Here is a 15,064-nt window from a genome sequence, read left to right as displayed (position 1 = left end):
CTCCGTGAAATTCAGCCCGCGAGATCAGCCGAGCTTTCGGGCGCATTGATGGCGGCCAAGGTTCGGGATTTGGCCCTTTTCCCCGCCGCTAATCAAAGACGGTCAGGCGACGCTCGGTTCCACCGCGACGGGACGCGCCACGCGTATCGCCAGCACCGTGGCCCCCAGCAGCAGGGCGGCGGCGATCAGCACCGGCAGGCCGGGCATGTGCAGGGTCGCGTCGTGGCGGACCGCCCAGGCGAACGGCAACAGGTACAGCGCCGGCCCGACGATGGCGGTGATCCCCATCATCGCCGAGTTGGCGCCCTGCAGCTGGCCCTGCTCCCAAGGCTCGACCCGGCGGGTCATCAGGCCCTGCAGGCCCGGCTGGATCAGGCCCGAGAAGGCAAAGATCGGCAGGCCGCACAGGTACAGCCACCCCGTCGGCGCCAGGCCATAGATCATGAAGCCGACACAGCCGGAGAACAGGCCGATCAGCAGCGCCCCGCGCTCGCCCACCCGCTTGACCACCGGCCCGACCACGAAGCTCTGCAGCAGGATTCCGGCCACGCCGCTGCCCATCAGGGTCAGGCCGATCACCGCCGTCGACCAGTGGTAGCGGAAGCCCATATAGAGCACGAAGACGCTGGGCAGCACGTTGTGGGCCAGCTGGAACAGGAAGCCGACGCCGGCCAGGCCCAGCAGGTCGGGCTTGCTCTTGAGCAGGTTCAGCGAGCCCAGCGGATTGGCCTTGCTCCAGTCGAAGCGATGGACGCGTTTTTCCGGCGGCAGCGATTCCGGCAGTACGAAGAAGCCGTACAACCAGTTGCACAGGGCCAGGCCCGCGCAGACCAGGAACGGCAGCCGGTGGTCGAACTGCCACAACCAGCCGCCCAGGGCCGGGCCGAACGTGAAGCCCACCCCGAACGCCGCGCCCATCAGGCCGAAGCCCTTGGCCCGGTCCTGCGGCTTGGTGACGTCGGCCACATAGGCCCCGGCGGTCGAGAAGCTGGCGGCGGTCATGCCGTTGACCACCCGGCCGACGAACAGCCACCAGATGGTCGGGGCGAAGGCCATGAACAGGAAGTCCACGCCCAGGCCGAAGATCGAGGTCAGGATCACCGGCCGGCGGCCCCAGCGGTCGGACATCAGGCCCAGGATCGGCGCGCAGAAGAACTGCATCACGCCCCAGGTGGTCGCGAACAGCACCACCCACAGGGCCGTCGAGGCGGTGTCGCCGTCGTTGAAGCGCTTCATCAGCTCGGGCAGCACGGGGATCATCACCCCCAGCGACAGGACGTCCAAGCAGGCCGTGATGAAGATGAAGCCCAGCGCGGCCTGTCGGTGGTTCTTGCTGACGGTCTTGGTCATGCGTCGCCCTCCCTGGCGCGTTCTTGTACGTCCATAGCCGTCCGGCTGGCGAGACCTGTCAGCAGCGCGCGCCACCACTCGGCGTGACGCTGCAGGAACACCGCGTCCGGGAAGCGATGGCGCGCCACATGCTGGGTCGGCACGCTGTCCCAGCCGCGATGCTCGACCGTGACGCGGGTTTCGTCTCCCACCAGCTCGAAACGCACCTCGACCTCGGTGTCCATGTCGGGCGCGAAGCTGGCCTGGCGCCAGCCGAACACCAGCCGCTGGCCGGGGTCCCAGACGCGGACGGGGCCGATCTCGAACACCTTGCCCGACGGCAGGCGCTCGACCAGACGGCTCCCTTCGCCCGCGCCCTCGAAGGCCAGCACGCCTGGCGCGCGCGGCGTGAACGAGAACAGGGCGTTGGGCTTCCACCAGGCGCCGATGTCGGCGGTGAACACCTCGAACACCCGCAACGGCGGGGCCTTGATGCGCAGGGCGACCAGGATCTTGGAGCTCAAGCGCCGCCTCCTTCGACATGCGCCTTCAGGGCCAGAAGCTGGTCGCTCCACAGGCCCTCGGCCGCCTCGGCCCAGGCCTTGAGCTCGGCCATCGGCGCGGGGCGCAGGGCGTAGACCCGCACCCGGGCGTCGAATTCTGGATGGACCTGATCGACCAAGCCGGCCTGGCGCAGGGCGCGCAGGTGGCGGCTCATGGCCGGGGCCGACAGGCCGGCGGCCTGGGCCAGCTCGCCCGCCCGGCGCGGCCCCTGGCGCAGCAGGTCGACGGTCGCCCGCCGGTGCGGGTCGGCCAGGGCCGCCAGGGTGGCGTCGAGCGAGGCGCTCATGCCCCCCCGCTAGACAAAGAATGGGCCGGGGTCCGGCTCGCTTCGAGCAGGGCGATCTGCCGCCTGTTGGCCTTCAGCCGCCAGGCCGCCTCCAGCGCACCGCGCAGGGTGGGCTCGTCGGCCTCGGCCAGCACGACCAGGGTGGCGCCCTTCAGGCCCCAGGCGCCGGGCACGGGTCGAAACACGGTCGGCTCGACGCCGACGACGATGTCCTGATGCTCGCGGGTCAGCTGCACCATGCCGAAATTGGCGTTCGGATAGCCCAGGGTGGCGAAGATCCGGCCGACCCGGAAGTCGACCGTGCCCATGTGCGAGCTCTCGACGGCCCCGGGCAGGGCCAGGGCCTGGCGGCGGAAATCGTCGGGAGTCACGCCCAGCCCTTCACGACCTTCAGGCCGGACGCCGCCTCGGCCTCCTCGGGGCTCACCGCGCGGATCGGCGCGCCCACGGTCCAGATGTGGCCCTCCGGGTCGCGGCAACGATAGGTGCGGTCGCCATAGAACTGGTCGGCCGGCTCCATCAGGATCTCGCCACCGGCGGCCCGCGCCCGGGCGCAATGGGCGTCGACGTCGTCCTCGATATGGATGTGGACGGTCTGAGTGTTGAACCCGTTGATCGAGGCCGGGCTCTTGCTTTGGACGCTCCACTCGGAGCCGATCATCACCACGCTGTCGCCGAAGCTCATCTCCGAATGGGCCAGGTTGCCGTCGTTGTCCTCGATCAGCATCACCAGCTCGAAGCCGAAGGCCGCTTCCAGGAATTTCAGCGCGGCCTTGGGGTCGCGATAGCACAGGGCCGAGGTCAGGGCGGTGCGGATCATGGCGAAGCTCCGTTTCGGATATCGGCAATATTTAACGCATATCGAAACTATCTGCGCAAGCGCAAACACCTGTCATCCCGGGCGTAGCGAAGCGAAGACCCGGAACCGCCGGAAGCGCTGAGTTCACGCGTCGGTCCCGGATCGGCGCGCTGCGCGCTTGTCCGGGATGACAGAGATTTTTGCTGTCAGCGCAGCGCCGCCTTCAGCGGCTTCAGCGTCCCGTCGCCCATGTCGCCCTTCACGCCGATCAGCCGGGTCAGCAGCGGGTAGACGTCGACATTGTCGAACACCGGCAGCACGACGCCCGACTTGAAGGCCGGGCCGTGGGCGACGAAGACCGCCTGCATGGCGGGATCGAACGGGTCGTAGCCGTGGGCCCCGCCGTCGCGCGGATGCTCCTTCAGGCGTTTGGCCAACGCCGACGCCGTGACGAAATACCAGCCCCGCTCGGCCAGGCAGACGATCGGCGGCACGCGCGGATTGGTCCCGTAGCCGTAGCGGGCCGGGATCTTGGCCTTCTCCCAGCAGGTCAGGTGCGGATGGGGCTTCAGCATCGCCGCGGCCACCTCGGCCTCGAAGCCCGGCAAGGCCCGCACGCCGACGATCGAGCCGGTGCTGACGAACCTGGCCTTGGCGGGATCAACCAGGGTCGAGACCTCGACCAGGCCGCTCAGCGGCTGGGGCGCCATGCCGTGGTCGGCGACGACGACGATGTTGGTGGTCTCGTACAGTCCCCTCGCCTTCAGCCCCGTCACCAACCGGGCGATCGCGGCGTCCACCCGGGCGGCGGCGGCGTTCACTTCCGGCGAATCCGGGCCGTAGTGGTGACCCTCGGTGTCGGTGGCGTCGAAATAGAGCGTGGCCAGGCCCAGCGGCGGGTTCTTGGCGTCGATCCACGCCAGCACGGTGTCGATCCGGTCGTCGTAGGTCAGTGTCTCGTCGTACACCTGCCAGTGGCTGGGCCGCACGCCGTCGATCGCGGCTTCCGATCCCGGCCAGAACAGGATTCCGGCGTGGACGCCCTGCTGCTCGGCGCTGACCCAGATCGGCTTGGCCTGGTCCCACCAGCGCTCGTCGCCGACCGCCTCGTGGTTGGACATGCTGAAGCTGACGCCCGGGATTTCGGCGGCCTCCAGCGTGTTGTTGACCATGCCGTTGTGGTCGGGCCGCTTGCCGGTGACCAGGGTGTAGTGGTTCGGATACGTCAGGGCCGGGAACGACGGCCGCATGGCCCCGCGAACGCCGCCGGCGGCCAGGGCGCTCAGGGCCGGCGTGTTGCCCCGGTCCAGATAGTCGGGCCGGAAGCCGTCCAGCGAGATCAGGATGGTGAGGGCCGGCTTCGCGGACGCCTCGGCCGGCGCGGCCTGTGAGGTCGAAGCGCCGGCGTCCAGCAGCAGGGCCAGGACCAGGATCATCCAGCGGCAAACAGCGACCATCACACGCACCTCGTACTCGGAATGTCCGCCCTATAACCCGCTAGCATGACAGCTCGCCACGCATGACCGCGACTTAACTTGGCGGGACTCGGCCGCCCGGCCATAGTCGCCCCACCTTTCAGGGAGTCGCCTCGCATGACCGCCGCCGGAATCCGCTCCGCATGAGCTTCGCCCTGGAGGCCGACAGCCTCGTCAAGACGTACGGCGCGGTGCGGGCCCTGGACGGTCTGTCGCTGCGCATCCCGACCGGCGGCGTGTTCGGCGTGCTGGGCCCCAACGGCGCGGGCAAGAGCACCCTGTTCCGCATCGCGCTGGGCCTGGTGCGGCCGACCAGCGGCACGGCGCGGCTGTTCGGCGCGTCGGCGGGCCAGGCCGCTTCCCTGCGCCGGGTCGGGGCGATGATCGAGACCCCGCGCTATCCGCCCTATCTGACCGCCCGCGAGGTGCTGAGGATGCTGGCCCTGGAAAGCGGCGTCAGCGGCTCGGCCGATATCGAGTACTGGCTCGAGCGCGTGGGCCTGGGCGGCGCGGCCGACCGCAAGGCCGGAACGTTCTCGGTGGGCATGAAGCAGCGCCTGGGCTTGGCCGCGGCCTTCTTCACCCGCCCCGAACTGGTGATCCTGGACGAGCCGACCAGCGGCATGGACCCGGCCGGCATCCAGGAGATCCGCGCCCTGATCCGCGACCTGGCCGACAAGGAGGGCGTGACCATCATCCTCGCCAGCCACCAGTTGGACGAGGTCCGTCGGGTCTGCGACCGGGTGGCGATCTTCTCCAAGGGCAAGCTGGCCGCCGAGGGCGACGTCGAGGCCCTGACCGGCGGCAAGCCGCGCCTGCGCCTGACCGTCTCGCCGATCGACAAGGCCCTGGCGGTGCTGGGCGACAAGGGCGAGCCCGACGGCCAAAACGCCGTGCTGGCCGACGTCCTGCGCGCCGAAACCCCGGCCCTGATCCGCGCTCTGGTCGAGGCCGGGGTCGAGATCACCGAAGCCCGCTGGCGCGAGGCCGACCTGGAAAGCGCCTATCTCGGCGCGCTTGAGCCCAAGGACCTCGCCGATGCTCGCTGACGCCATCGCCGCCGAGCGCTTCCGCCTGTCTCGCGACCGGGTGTCCCTGTTCTGGGGCTTTGGTTTCATGCCGCTGATCGCGATGCTGTTCAGCATGGCCGGCGACCTGTTCGTCCGCATCGTGCTGCGCAAGGGCGTGCCCGGCGAAACGACCGTGGACCTGGCCAACCGGGCCATGGGCGCCGTGGCCGGCGCTTCGGGTCCGGTCACCGCCCTGTTCCTGCTGATCGGCGCGGCCGCGATCTTCGCCGGCGACTATCGCTGGGAGACCTGGCGATTGATCACGCCCCGCAACAGCCGGGTCAACCTGCTGGCCGCCAAGCTGATCGTCCTCGCCGAGGTCGCGGCCTGGAGCCTGCTGCTGACCGCCTTCACCGCCGTGCTGGCCGGGTTGTTCGGCAGCGTGGTCAATCACGCCCGCCTGGTCGCGCCGCCGATCGGCTCGGCCTTCCTGGGCCATTTCGCCGGCGTATTCGTGATCACCTGGCTGGAAGTACTGGTGATCGGCGCCCTGGCCGCCGTGGTCGGGGTCCTGACCCGCTCGACGATGGGCGCGGTGATCGCCGGCTTCGTGGTGGTGTTCGTGCAATCGACCCTGGCCGCCACCATGCAGGCCGCGACCTGGAAGTCCCTGGCGATCCCGGCCTATGCCGGACGCATCCTGAAGACCTTCGTCGCCGCCCCCGCCGAGGTGCGGCCAGAGGGCGGCCCAGCCGGCCTGGCGCTGGTGCTGCTGCTGGTCTGGCTGATCGTGCTGGCCGGCGGCGCGGTGGTGCTGTTCCGCCGCCAGGACCTGACCAAGGAATAGCGGGCCCTACGCCGCCGCCCAGGTCCTCTGGTCGGCCCCAACCTGGAAGTGCTCGACTTGGGCCTCCAGGCGCACGGCGTCGTCGGCCAGGCCGCGGCTGGCCGCGCTGGCTTGTTCGGCCATGGCGGCGTTCTGCTGGATGACCTGGTCCATCTGGCCGACCGCCAGGTCGACCTCGGCCAGGCCGGCGGCCTGCTCGCGGCTGGACTGGGCGATCTGCTCCATCAGCCCGCCGATCACGCCCACGCGTTCGACGATGTCGCCCAGCGCCGCCCCGGCCTCGCCCACCAGGGTCACGCCCGAGCGGACATGGTCGGACGATTCCGAGATCAGCCCCTTGATCTCCTTGGCGGCGTCGGCCGAGCGCTGGGCCAGGGCCCGCACTTCCTGCGCCACCACGGCGAAGCCGCGGCCGGCGTCGCCGGCCCGGGCCGCCTCGACCCCGGCGTTCAACGCCAGAAGGTTGGTCTGGAAGGCGATCTCGTCGATCACGCCCAGGATCTGCGAGACCTTGGCCGAGGAGCTTTCGATCTGGCTCATGGCCTCGGCCGCGCGGCCCACCACCTGGCTGGAGCGGTCGGCGACCGTGCGGCTGTCGATCACGGCGCTGTTGGCCTCGTTCGCGCCCTCGGCGGTGCGTTTGACGCTGGCGCTGACCTCGCCCAGGGCGGAGGCCGTCTCGGCCAGACTGGCGGCCTGGCGTTCGGTGCGGGCCGAGAGATCCTCGATCGCGCCGCTGATCTCGCCGGCCCCGGCCCGCAGGCCGCCGGCCCCTTCGATCACCTCGCTCAGGGCCGCCTCCAGCCCGGCGATCGCCCGGTTGAAGTCGCCGCGCAAGCCTTCGTAGGCGCTGGGGAAAGCCGTCTCCAGCCGCGCCGTCAGGTCGCCGGACTTGAGCCGGGCCACGGCCGCGCCCAAGGCCTCGACCACCTGCAGGCGGCCGGCCTCCTCGGACCGCCGCTCGGCGTCGTGCCGAGTCTTGGCGGCTTCGGTTTCGTCGCGTTCGGCCGCGATGCGATCCTCGGCCGCCTGCCGCGCGACGATCGCCTCGCGGAACACGGCCACTGAATTGGCCATCTCGCCGATCTCGTCGCCGCGCCCGGCGAAGGGTACGGCCCGGTCGTAGTCTCCGGCCGCCAGCCGGCCCATGAAGCCGGTCATGGCCTGGATCGGCTTGACGATGCGGCGGCTCATCAGGGTGATCCCGCCGCCCACGACCAACAGCATCAGGACTCCCGCCCCGGCCAGCAGGACGAAGGCCAGGCGGGTCTGGCCCGCGGCGCGCGCTTCCACCGCCGCGGCGTCGTGATTGGCCATGACCACGACCTTGTCGATCACGGCGCGATGGGTCTCGTAGGCGGCGTCGGCCCGGGCCAGGCCTTGGCGGGCCCGCTCCAGGTCGCCGGACCGGACGGCGGGCAGGATCTCCTGATCGATCTCCCGCCAGAACTCCATGGCCGGCGCGGACGACTCGTCGACCAGCATGGCGCGCATGGCCGGATCGATCGGCGCGGTCTTCCAATAGGCGTTGCGGGTGTCGTAGTCCTTGCGCAACGCGGCCAGCTTGTCGGCGGCGGCGTCCACGGTGTCGGGATGAGCCACCAGCTTCGTGGCGACCAGGTCGGCCTCGACCACGTAGAGCGGCGGGGGCAGGATGTCGGCGACGATGTCCTTGTTGTCGACGATCTGGCGGAACAGCGGACCGCCGACGCGCAGGCCCTCGATCGCGAACAGAGCCAGGCCGCCGGCCAGGATCAAGCCCGCCGCGAGCGCGCCGCCGAAGCCGCGCATGACGCCGGAGATCTTCATCTCCACCCTCCCCCGAACTTTCAAACGCGGAGGATGGGGCGACGAGGTGAACAAAACCTCTACCATGACGGCGACCCGCCTGACGCAACCTGTCGCAGGCCCCAGACGCAAAAAAGACCCCGGATCGCTCCGGGGCCTCTTTCGTCAGCCGAGGCTGAAAATCTTAGTCGTCCGAGTCGTTCGAGAAGACCGGGCCCGAATCCTTGCCCTTGGCCGAGACGTCGCGGTCGACGAACTCGATGACGGCCAGCGGGGCGTTGTCGCCGTAGCGGAAGCCGGCCTTCAGGACGCGGATGTAGCCGCCCTGACGGTCCTTGTAGCGGGGACCGATGGTGGCGAACAGCTTGCCGACTTGCTCGACGTCGCGGACGGTGCTGATGGCCTGACGACGCGCGTGCAGGTCGCCGCGCTTGGCCAGGGTGACCAGCTTTTCGACGAAGGGACGCAGTTCCTTGGCCTTCGGAAGGGTGGTGACGATCTGCTCGTGCTTGATCAGCGAGGCCGACATGTTGGCGAACATGGCGGTGCGGTGAGCGGACGTACGGCCCAGTTTACGGTGAGCTTTACCGTGACGCATTGTGGTCTCTCCTGGGCCTTGGCCCGCTGTAGCGCGAAGAAGAAGCGCTGATTGTCACCAATCCCAGCGGCGTCCCTGCCGGGTTCAGAACGAAGCGCCGGGGCCCTCCACCGCTGGTGCGGCTTCAAAAGGCCCAGGCCGCCCCCAAATCCCAAGGGAAATGGCAGGCGGCCCGGATTAAGCGCGGTACTCGGTTTACTCTTCTTAGATCTGGTCTTCGAACTTCTTGGCCAGGTCTTCGATGTTTTCCGGCGGCCAGTTCGGAACGTCCATGCCCAGGTGCAGACCCATGCCGGCCAGCACTTCCTTGATTTCGTTCAAGGACTTGCGGCCGAAGTTCGGCGTGCGGAGCATTTCGGCTTCGGTCTTCTGGATCAGGTCGCCGATGTAGACGATGTTGTCGTTCTTCAGGCAGTTGGCCGAGCGGACCGACAGTTCCAGTTCGTCCACCTTCTTCAGCAGGGCCGGGTTGAACGGCAGTTCCGGCTTGGCCTCGTCGGCCGTCTTGGCCTTGGGCTCTTCGAAGGTGATGAAGATCTGCAGCTGGTCTTGCAGGATGCGGGCGGCGTAGGCCACCGCGTCCACCGGCGTGACGGCGCCGTTGGTTTCCACTTCCAGGATCAGCTTGTCATAGTCCAGCGACTGGCCTTGACGGGTCGGCTCGACGCGATAGGCGACGCGCTTGACCGGCGAGTACAGGGCGTCGACGGCGATCAGGCCGATCGGCGCGTCTTCCGGACGGTTCTTGTCGGCCGGGACGTAGCCCTTGCCGGTGTTGACCGTGAACTCCATGCGCACCGAAGCGCCGTCGTCCAGCGTGCAGAGCACGTGGTCGGGGTTCAGGATCTCGATGTCGGCCGGGGTTTCGATCTGACCAGCGGTCACCGGACCGGGGCCCGTGGCGCGCAGGGTCATGCGCTTGGGGCCTTCGGCGTGCATGCGCACGGCCAGCTGCTTGATGTTCAGAACGATGTCGACGACGTCTTCGCGGACGCCTTCGAGCGAGGAGAATTCGTGCACCACGCCATCGATCTGGATGGCGGTGACGGCGGCGCCCTGAAGCGAGGAGAGCAGGACGCGGCGGAGAGCGTTGCCGAGCGTCACACCGAAGCCGCGTTCGAGCGGCTCAGCCACGATGCGAGCCTTGCGGGTCGCGTCGGCGCCAGTCTCGATTTGCGGCTTCTCAGGACGGATCAGCTCGTTCCAGTTTCTTTCGATCACGTGGTCGATCCCTTGAACGCGGCTCGCCGGCCGCGAATCTCGCAGCCGGCGATGGAGAATTGGGTCTTAATAGTACTAGACGCGACGACGCTTGGGCGGACGGCAGCCGTTGTGCGGGATCGGCGTCACGTCGCGGATGGTCGTGATGGTCATGCCCGCGGCCTGGAGGGCGCGCAGGGCCGACTCACGGCCAGAACCCGGACCCGACACGTTGACCTCGAGGGTCTTCACACCGTGCTCGGCGGCCTTCTTGCCCGCGTCTTCCGCAGCCATCTGAGCGGCGTACGGGGTCGACTTGCGCGAGCCCTTGAAGCCCATCATGCCGGCGCTCGACCAGGAGATGGTGTTCCCCTGAGCGTCGGTGATGGTGATCATGGTGTTGTTGAACGAGGCGTTCACGTGCGCCACGCCCGAGGTGATGTTCTTGCGTTCGCGCTTTTTAACGCGTGCCGGTTCCTTGGCCATCGTTCAGGCTGCCTTACTTCTTCTTGCCGGCGATCGGCTTGGCCGGGCCCTTGCGGGTGCGGGCATTGGTGTGGGTGCGCTGACCGCGGACCGGCAGGCCCTTGCGGTGACGCAGGCCGCGGTAGCAGGCCAGGTCCATCAGACGCTTGATGTTCATCGAGTTTTCGCGGCGCAGGTCGCCCTCGACGGTGAAGTCCTTGTCGATCGTTTCACGGATCGCCAGAACTTCGGCGTCGGTCAGCTGATTGACCCGGCGGGCGTCATCGATGCCCACCTTCGTGACGATGTCACGAGCGGACTTCTGGCCAATGCCATGAATGTACTGAAGCGCGATCAAAACGCGCTTGTTCGTCGGGATGTTGACGCCTGCAATACGGGCCACGTCTAATGTTCTCCTAGTCACGCACTAAAGACGCGAACGGCGCGCCCGGCCCGGTCTTTCGACCCAGTCCGGCGCGCACAGATCGCGCCCTTTCGCGGAAGCGCCCCGTTATAGGGATAGTTGCGCATCCGTCAATGGCGGAATCCGCTCGAATGAACGGATTCCAACGAAGTTTCAGGCCACGACCGAAAGCGCGGCGTCGATCGACGCGGCCACGGTGTCCACCGAGGCCATGCCGTCCAGTTCCACGAGCTTGCCTTGCTCGCGGTAGTAAGGGAGCAGCGGCGCGGTCTGGGCGTTGTAGGCCGCCAGGCGCGTCACGAACACTTCCGGGTTGTCGTCGGGTCGGCCCTGCTCAGCGAATCGCTTGGAGATCCGCTCGATGAGCGCCGGCTCGTCTACCTTGAGTCGGAGAACCGAGTCGATCTTCTGACCGCGCTTGGCCAGGATGGCGTCCAGGGCCCGCGCCTGGGGCACGGTGCGGGGGAAACCGTCGAAGATGGCGCCGCCGGCGGCTTCCGCCTCGGGCAGCCGGTCCTCGATCAGGGCGATGACGATCTCGTCGGTGACCAGCTCGCCGCGGTCCAGCACGCCCTTGACCTTCTGACCGAGCTCGGAGCCCGAGGCGATGGCGGCGCGCAGCATGTCGCCGGTCGACAGCTGGACCATGCCCCGCTGCTCGACCAGGCGCTTGGCCTGGGTGCCCTTGCCCGCCGCCGGCGGCCCGAACAGGATCAAGTTCATCAATGCGCTTCCTGCGTTTCCACGGGTCTGCCGCCCGCGTCCGCTCAGACCTAGAGTGCGTTCGCTAAAAACGGAAGCCGGTTTGTGACAAACCGGCTTCCGCGTTCTTGCCTTACGCAGCGTCGGGAAAGGCTTAGCGCCCCTTGCCGCCGCGCAGCTTCGACTTCTTGATCAGACCCTCGTACTGGTGAGCCAGCAGGTGGGACTGGATCTGGGCGACCGTATCCATGGTCACGGTCACGACGATCAGGATCGAAGTGCCGCCCAGGGTGAACTTGGTCGGGCCCATGCTGTTCATCAGCAGTTCCGGGAAGATGCAGACGGCGGTGATGTAAGCCGCGCCGATCACGGTCAGGCGGGTCAGGACATAGTCCAGATACTCCGCCGTCCGCTTGCCCGGACGGATGCCCGGCATGAAGCCGCCGTACTTGCGCAGGTTCTCCGCGGTCTCGTCGGGATTGAACACGACCGAGGTGTAGAAGAACGAGAAGAAGATGATCAGGGCCGCGTAGAGCACCATGAACAGCGGCTGGCCGTGCTGCAGGGCGCCGACCGCGGTCGGCAGCCATTGCAGCCAGTTGGGCAGGTTGGCCGTGGCCAGGAAGCCCATGGCGGTCGTCGGCAGCAGCAGCAGGCTGGAGGCGAAGATCGGCGGGATGACGCCGGAAGTGTTCAGCTTCAGCGGAATGAACGAGGTGTCGCCGCCGATCATCCGGTTGCCCTGCTGGCGCTTGGGATAGTGGACCAGCAGACGGCGCTGCGAGCGCTCGACGAAGACGATGAAGAAGATCACCGCGATCGCCAGCACGCCCACGGCGAACAGGGCGAAGCCCGACATGGCGCCGGTCTGCACCTGGGTGAACATCTGCACCACGCCCAGCGGCAAGGCCGAGACGATGCCGGTGAAGATGATCAGGGACACGCCGTTGCCGACGCCGCGGCTGGTGATCTGCTCGCCCAGCCACATCAGGAACAGGGTGCCGCCCGTCAGGGCCACGACGGTCGAGGCGATGAAGAACGCCGGGGCGATGCCGCCCACCACCATGCCCGCCTGGCTTTGCAGGCCCACGGCGATCGAGAACGACTGAATCACGGCCAGGATCACCGCCAGATAGCGGGTGTACTGGTTGAGGGTCTTGCGGCCGGCTTCGCCGCCTTCCTTCTTCAGCTTTTCCCACGGCGGATACACCGAGCCCATCAGCTGCACGATGATCGAGGCGCTGATGTAGGGCATCACGTTCAGCGAGAACACGGCCATGCGCTGCACGGCGCCGCCCGAGAACATGTTGAACATGCCCAGGATGCCCTTCGACTGCTGCGAGAACGCGGCGGCGAAGGCTTCCGGATTGATCCCCGGGATCGGCACATAGGTGCCGAGCCGGTAGACGATCAGGGCGATGAGCGTGAACCAGATGCGCTTGTGAAGTTCGGTGGCCTTCTGGAAGGACCCGAAGTTCATGTTGGCTGCGAGTTGTTCGGCGGCCGAGGCCATTCAAATCCCCACGTCGAGAGCGCGCGCCGCGTCCGCGGTCAGGTCGCGCTCCAAGCATAAATCCGAGCTCTGGTCCGGTCGGCGATGAATCGCCGGGGCCGGGCAAAGCCCGAGTACGGAGCCGTACATAGGTGAGGCTCGCCGCGATGTCACGGCGAGCCTCGTTATTCTGTCATCCCGATGGGAAACTGCGGGGGCGGCGGGGTGTCCCCTGCCCTCTCCGCGATCCCGGCGACGGCGCCCCAAAGCACGGGGCGCCGCTCCGGGATGACATTATGGTCTTAGGCTTCGGCTTGAACCTTGGCCTTCTTGGTCACGGTCACCGAACCGCCGGCCGCTTCCACGGCCTTGATGGCCGCTTCGGTCGCCGAATAGACGGTCAGCTTCAGGGCCGACTTGATTTCGCCCTTGCCGAGCAGCTTCACGCCGTCCAGCTCGCGACGGATCACGCCGGCGGCGACCAGGGCGGCGGCGTCGAGCGACGCGCCGGCCTTGAACTTGCCAGCGGCCACGGCCTGCTCCAGGCGCCACAGGTTCACTTCAGCGAACTCCAGGCGGAAGGGGTTGTTGAAGCCGCGCTTAGGCATACGCATGTGCAGCGGCATCTGGCCGCCTTCGAAGCCGGCGATGGCGACGCCCGAGCGCGCCTTCTGGCCCTTCACGCCGCGACCACCGGTCTTGCCCTTGCCCGAACCCGGGCCGCGGCCGATGCGCATGCGGCCCTTGGTCGAGCCGGGAGCCGGAGCCAGTTCATTAAGCTTGGTCATGTGTGCCTCTCCTTGGAGATCTGCGCCTGGCCAGCGGCCAGACTCGGCTTTTGAAAACAAAGAAACTCAAACGAAAACCACCCCGGCTTTCACCGGGGTGGCGATTTCGACGTCTCGTAGCAGAACTACTCGACGATTTCCAGCAGGTGCTGGACCTTGCGGATCATGCCGCGCACCGACGGGGTGTCTTCCAGCTCGGACTCGCGACCCAACTTGTTGAGACCCAGACCAGCGAGCGTGGCGCGCTGGGTGGCGTTGCGACGGATCGGGCTGCCGGTCTGGCGCACCTTCACGGTCTTGGTTTGCTTAGCGGTAGCCATGTCTTAGCCCTCGATGGCGTCCGGAGCCGAGGCTCCGTCGGCGCGGCGGCCGAGAATGTCGCCGACCTTCTTGCCGCGCTTGGCGGCGATCTGGCGGGGCGACGATTGAACCTTCAGGGCTTCGAACGTGGCGCGCACCATGTTGTACGGGTTCGAGGAACCCGTCGACTTGGCCACGACGTCCTGGACGCCCAGGGTTTCGAGAACCGCGCGCATCGGACCACCGGCGATGACGCCCGTGCCGGGAGGGGCAGCGCGCATCATGACCTTGCCAGCGCCCCAACGGCCGTAGCCGTCGTGGTGCAGGGTGCGCGACTCGCGGAGCGGGACGCGGACCATGGTCTTCTTGGCTTCTTCGGTCGCCTTGCGGATGGCTTCCGGCACTTCACGCGCCTTGCCATGACCGTAGCCGACGCGGCCCTTTTGGTCGCCGACGACCATCAGAGCAGCGAAGCTGAAGCGACGGCCGCCCTTAACGGTGGCGGCGACGCGGTTGATGTGGACGAGCTTTTCGACGATGTCGCTGTCGACCCGCTCCTCGGGGGCGTTGCGGTCGCGACGGTCCCGGCGTTGGCCGCCTTCACCGCGCTGTTGATCACCACGAGCCATGATGTTTCCCTTAGAAGTTCAGGCCGGCTTCGCGCGCGGCGTCGGCCAGGGCTTTCACCCGTCCGTGGAAGATGTAGCCGCCACGATCGAAGACGACGTCCTTGACGCCCTTTTCGATGGCGCGTTCGGCGACGAGCTTGCCGACCAGAGCGGCCGCGTCCTTGTCCGCGCCCTTGGCCGAACCTTCACCCTCGAGGGTGGAGGCCGAAGCCAGGGTCACGCCGCGTTCATCATCGATGACCTGGGCGTAGATGTTCTTGGACGAACGGAAGACCGACAGACGCGGACGACCGTTGGACAGGGCCTTGAGGCGGGTGCGGGTGCGTTGGGCACGACGCACGGCGGATTCGCGAGGTGAGAGCGCCATG

The 15,064-nt window shown here is 67.8% G+C and carries 18 protein-coding genes and 2 pseudogenes; 2 read left to right on the top strand and 18 right to left on the bottom strand.

Annotation, left to right across the window (positions count from 1 at the left end):
- Window positions 1-102 precede the first annotated feature (102 nt).
- From ASD38_RS05505 to ASD38_RS05485, 6 genes are all read right to left on the bottom strand, one after another.
- On the bottom strand, window positions 103-1,350 hold the full coding sequence (locus ASD38_RS05505) for a TCR/Tet family MFS transporter (RefSeq protein WP_156390589.1): 1,248 nt from the start codon (window positions 1,348-1,350) through the stop codon (window positions 103-105).
- The gene (locus tag ASD38_RS23735) at window positions 1,347-1,853 is read right to left on the bottom strand and encodes an SRPBCC domain-containing protein (RefSeq protein ID WP_156390588.1); all 507 of its coding nucleotides are present in this window, start codon (window positions 1,851-1,853) and stop codon (window positions 1,347-1,349) included. Before ASD38_RS23735 ends, ASD38_RS05505 begins: the two co-directional genes overlap by 4 nt.
- Entirely contained in the window at window positions 1,850-2,179 is a 330-nt protein-coding gene (locus tag ASD38_RS05500; RefSeq protein WP_056437788.1) for an ArsR/SmtB family transcription factor, read from the bottom strand. Before ASD38_RS05500 ends, ASD38_RS23735 begins: the two co-directional genes overlap by 4 nt.
- Window positions 2,176-2,550, bottom strand: a complete 375-nt coding sequence (locus ASD38_RS05495) for an MmcQ/YjbR family DNA-binding protein (RefSeq protein WP_056458339.1) — start codon at window positions 2,548-2,550, stop codon at window positions 2,176-2,178. The genes ASD38_RS05500 and ASD38_RS05495 overlap by 4 nt, the downstream gene beginning before the upstream one ends.
- Complete coding sequence (locus tag ASD38_RS05490; protein ID WP_056458336.1) at window positions 2,547-2,999, bottom strand: VOC family protein; 453 nt, start codon at window positions 2,997-2,999, stop codon at window positions 2,547-2,549. The genes ASD38_RS05495 and ASD38_RS05490 overlap by 4 nt, the downstream gene beginning before the upstream one ends.
- Before the next feature lie 185 nt (window positions 3,000-3,184).
- Window positions 3,185-4,435, bottom strand: a complete 1,251-nt coding sequence (locus ASD38_RS05485; protein WP_056458334.1) for an alkaline phosphatase family protein — start codon at window positions 4,433-4,435, stop codon at window positions 3,185-3,187.
- Window positions 4,436-4,596: 161 nt separating this feature from the next.
- Here ASD38_RS05485 and ASD38_RS05480 point away from each other — a divergent pair, with 161 nt between their 5' ends.
- On the top strand, window positions 4,597-5,502 hold the full coding sequence (locus ASD38_RS05480) for an ABC transporter ATP-binding protein (protein ID WP_056437800.1): 906 nt from the start codon (window positions 4,597-4,599) through the stop codon (window positions 5,500-5,502).
- Window positions 5,492-6,310: an ABC transporter permease gene (locus tag ASD38_RS05475; RefSeq protein ID WP_056437801.1), complete on the top strand. Its 819-nt coding sequence runs from the start codon at window positions 5,492-5,494 to the stop codon at window positions 6,308-6,310. Before ASD38_RS05480 ends, ASD38_RS05475 begins: the two co-directional genes overlap by 11 nt.
- A 6-nt stretch (window positions 6,311-6,316) precedes the next feature.
- On the opposite strand, the pseudogene ASD38_RS25050 reads toward ASD38_RS05475, so the two are convergent.
- The 12 genes and pseudogenes from ASD38_RS25050 to rplR form a co-directional block, all read right to left on the bottom strand.
- Window positions 6,317-7,102: pseudogene (locus ASD38_RS25050) on the bottom strand (methyl-accepting chemotaxis protein); the annotation flags it as partial.
- Window positions 7,103-7,363: 261 nt separating this feature from the next.
- Window positions 7,364-7,504, bottom strand: a pseudogene (locus tag ASD38_RS25045) (HAMP domain-containing protein); the annotation flags it as partial.
- Between the two features lie 778 nt (window positions 7,505-8,282).
- On the bottom strand, window positions 8,283-8,696 hold the full coding sequence (gene rplQ, locus ASD38_RS05465) for a 50S ribosomal protein L17 (protein WP_056437811.1): 414 nt from the start codon (window positions 8,694-8,696) through the stop codon (window positions 8,283-8,285).
- A 204-nt stretch (window positions 8,697-8,900) separates the two neighbouring features.
- Complete coding sequence (locus ASD38_RS05460; RefSeq protein WP_056437814.1) at window positions 8,901-9,917, bottom strand: DNA-directed RNA polymerase subunit alpha; 1,017 nt, start codon at window positions 9,915-9,917, stop codon at window positions 8,901-8,903.
- Between the two features lie 75 nt (window positions 9,918-9,992).
- Window positions 9,993-10,382, bottom strand: coding sequence for a 30S ribosomal protein S11 (rpsK, locus tag ASD38_RS05455; protein WP_018112960.1), 390 nt, complete (start codon window positions 10,380-10,382; stop codon window positions 9,993-9,995).
- Window positions 10,383-10,395: 13 nt separating this feature from the next.
- The gene (gene rpsM, locus ASD38_RS05450; protein WP_012285684.1) at window positions 10,396-10,764 is read right to left on the bottom strand and encodes a 30S ribosomal protein S13; all 369 of its coding nucleotides are present in this window, start codon (window positions 10,762-10,764) and stop codon (window positions 10,396-10,398) included.
- A gap of 174 nt (window positions 10,765-10,938) precedes the next feature.
- Window positions 10,939-11,508, bottom strand: coding sequence for an adenylate kinase (locus tag ASD38_RS05445; protein WP_056437816.1), 570 nt, complete (start codon window positions 11,506-11,508; stop codon window positions 10,939-10,941).
- A gap of 133 nt (window positions 11,509-11,641) precedes the next feature.
- Window positions 11,642-13,000, bottom strand: a complete 1,359-nt coding sequence (gene secY, locus ASD38_RS05440; protein WP_056437819.1) for a preprotein translocase subunit SecY — start codon at window positions 12,998-13,000, stop codon at window positions 11,642-11,644.
- 281 nt (window positions 13,001-13,281) lie between these two features.
- Complete coding sequence (gene rplO, locus ASD38_RS05435) at window positions 13,282-13,767, bottom strand: 50S ribosomal protein L15 (RefSeq protein WP_056437822.1); 486 nt, start codon at window positions 13,765-13,767, stop codon at window positions 13,282-13,284.
- A gap of 125 nt (window positions 13,768-13,892) precedes the next feature.
- On the bottom strand, window positions 13,893-14,087 hold the full coding sequence (gene rpmD / locus ASD38_RS05430; RefSeq protein ID WP_056437825.1) for a 50S ribosomal protein L30: 195 nt from the start codon (window positions 14,085-14,087) through the stop codon (window positions 13,893-13,895).
- A gap of 3 nt (window positions 14,088-14,090) precedes the next feature.
- Window positions 14,091-14,696, bottom strand: a complete 606-nt coding sequence (gene rpsE / locus ASD38_RS05425) for a 30S ribosomal protein S5 (protein WP_018113050.1) — start codon at window positions 14,694-14,696, stop codon at window positions 14,091-14,093.
- A gap of 10 nt (window positions 14,697-14,706) precedes the next feature.
- The gene (gene rplR / locus ASD38_RS05420) at window positions 14,707-15,063 is read right to left on the bottom strand and encodes a 50S ribosomal protein L18 (protein WP_028041103.1); all 357 of its coding nucleotides are present in this window, start codon (window positions 15,061-15,063) and stop codon (window positions 14,707-14,709) included.
- Window position 15,064: the final 1 nt, after the last annotated feature.

The sequence above is a fragment of the Caulobacter sp. Root487D2Y genome (assembly GCF_001427165.1).
In the GTDB taxonomy this organism is placed as follows: Bacteria; Pseudomonadota; Alphaproteobacteria; order Caulobacterales; family Caulobacteraceae; genus Caulobacter.
This window is presented reverse-complemented; position numbering and strand designations above follow the sequence as displayed.

What these genes read in the sequence shown, in the direction of transcription:
- ASD38_RS05505 (WP_156390589.1), bottom strand. Translation starts at nt 1,350, where the DNA reads ATGACCAAGACCGTCAGCAAGAACCACCGACAGGCCGCGCTGGGCTTC.
- ASD38_RS05500 (WP_056437788.1), bottom strand. Translation starts at nt 2,179, where the DNA reads ATGAGCGCCTCGCTCGACGCCACCCTGGCGGCCCTGGCCGACCCGCAC.
- ASD38_RS05490 (WP_056458336.1), bottom strand. Translation starts at nt 2,999, where the DNA reads ATGATCCGCACCGCCCTGACCTCGGCCCTGTGCTATCGCGACCCCAAG.
- ASD38_RS05485 (WP_056458334.1), bottom strand. Translation starts at nt 4,435, where the DNA reads ATGGTCGCTGTTTGCCGCTGGATGATCCTGGTCCTGGCCCTGCTGCTG.
- ASD38_RS05480 (WP_056437800.1), top strand. Translation starts at nt 4,597, where the DNA reads ATGAGCTTCGCCCTGGAGGCCGACAGCCTCGTCAAGACGTACGGCGCG.
- ASD38_RS05475 (WP_056437801.1), top strand. Translation starts at nt 5,492, where the DNA reads ATGCTCGCTGACGCCATCGCCGCCGAGCGCTTCCGCCTGTCTCGCGAC.
- rplQ (WP_056437811.1), bottom strand. Translation starts at nt 8,696, where the DNA reads ATGCGTCACGGTAAAGCTCACCGTAAACTGGGCCGTACGTCCGCTCAC.
- rpsK (WP_018112960.1), bottom strand. Translation starts at nt 10,382, where the DNA reads ATGGCCAAGGAACCGGCACGCGTTAAAAAGCGCGAACGCAAGAACATC.
- ASD38_RS05445 (WP_056437816.1), bottom strand. Translation starts at nt 11,508, where the DNA reads ATGAACTTGATCCTGTTCGGGCCGCCGGCGGCGGGCAAGGGCACCCAG.
- secY (WP_056437819.1), bottom strand. Translation starts at nt 13,000, where the DNA reads ATGGCCTCGGCCGCCGAACAACTCGCAGCCAACATGAACTTCGGGTCC.
- rplO (WP_056437822.1), bottom strand. Translation starts at nt 13,767, where the DNA reads ATGACCAAGCTTAATGAACTGGCTCCGGCTCCCGGCTCGACCAAGGGC.
- rpmD (WP_056437825.1), bottom strand. Translation starts at nt 14,087, where the DNA reads ATGGCTACCGCTAAGCAAACCAAGACCGTGAAGGTGCGCCAGACCGGC.
- rpsE (WP_018113050.1), bottom strand. Translation starts at nt 14,696, where the DNA reads ATGGCTCGTGGTGATCAACAGCGCGGTGAAGGCGGCCAACGCCGGGAC.
- rplR (WP_028041103.1), bottom strand. Translation starts at nt 15,063, where the DNA reads ATGGCGCTCTCACCTCGCGAATCCGCCGTGCGTCGTGCCCAACGCACC.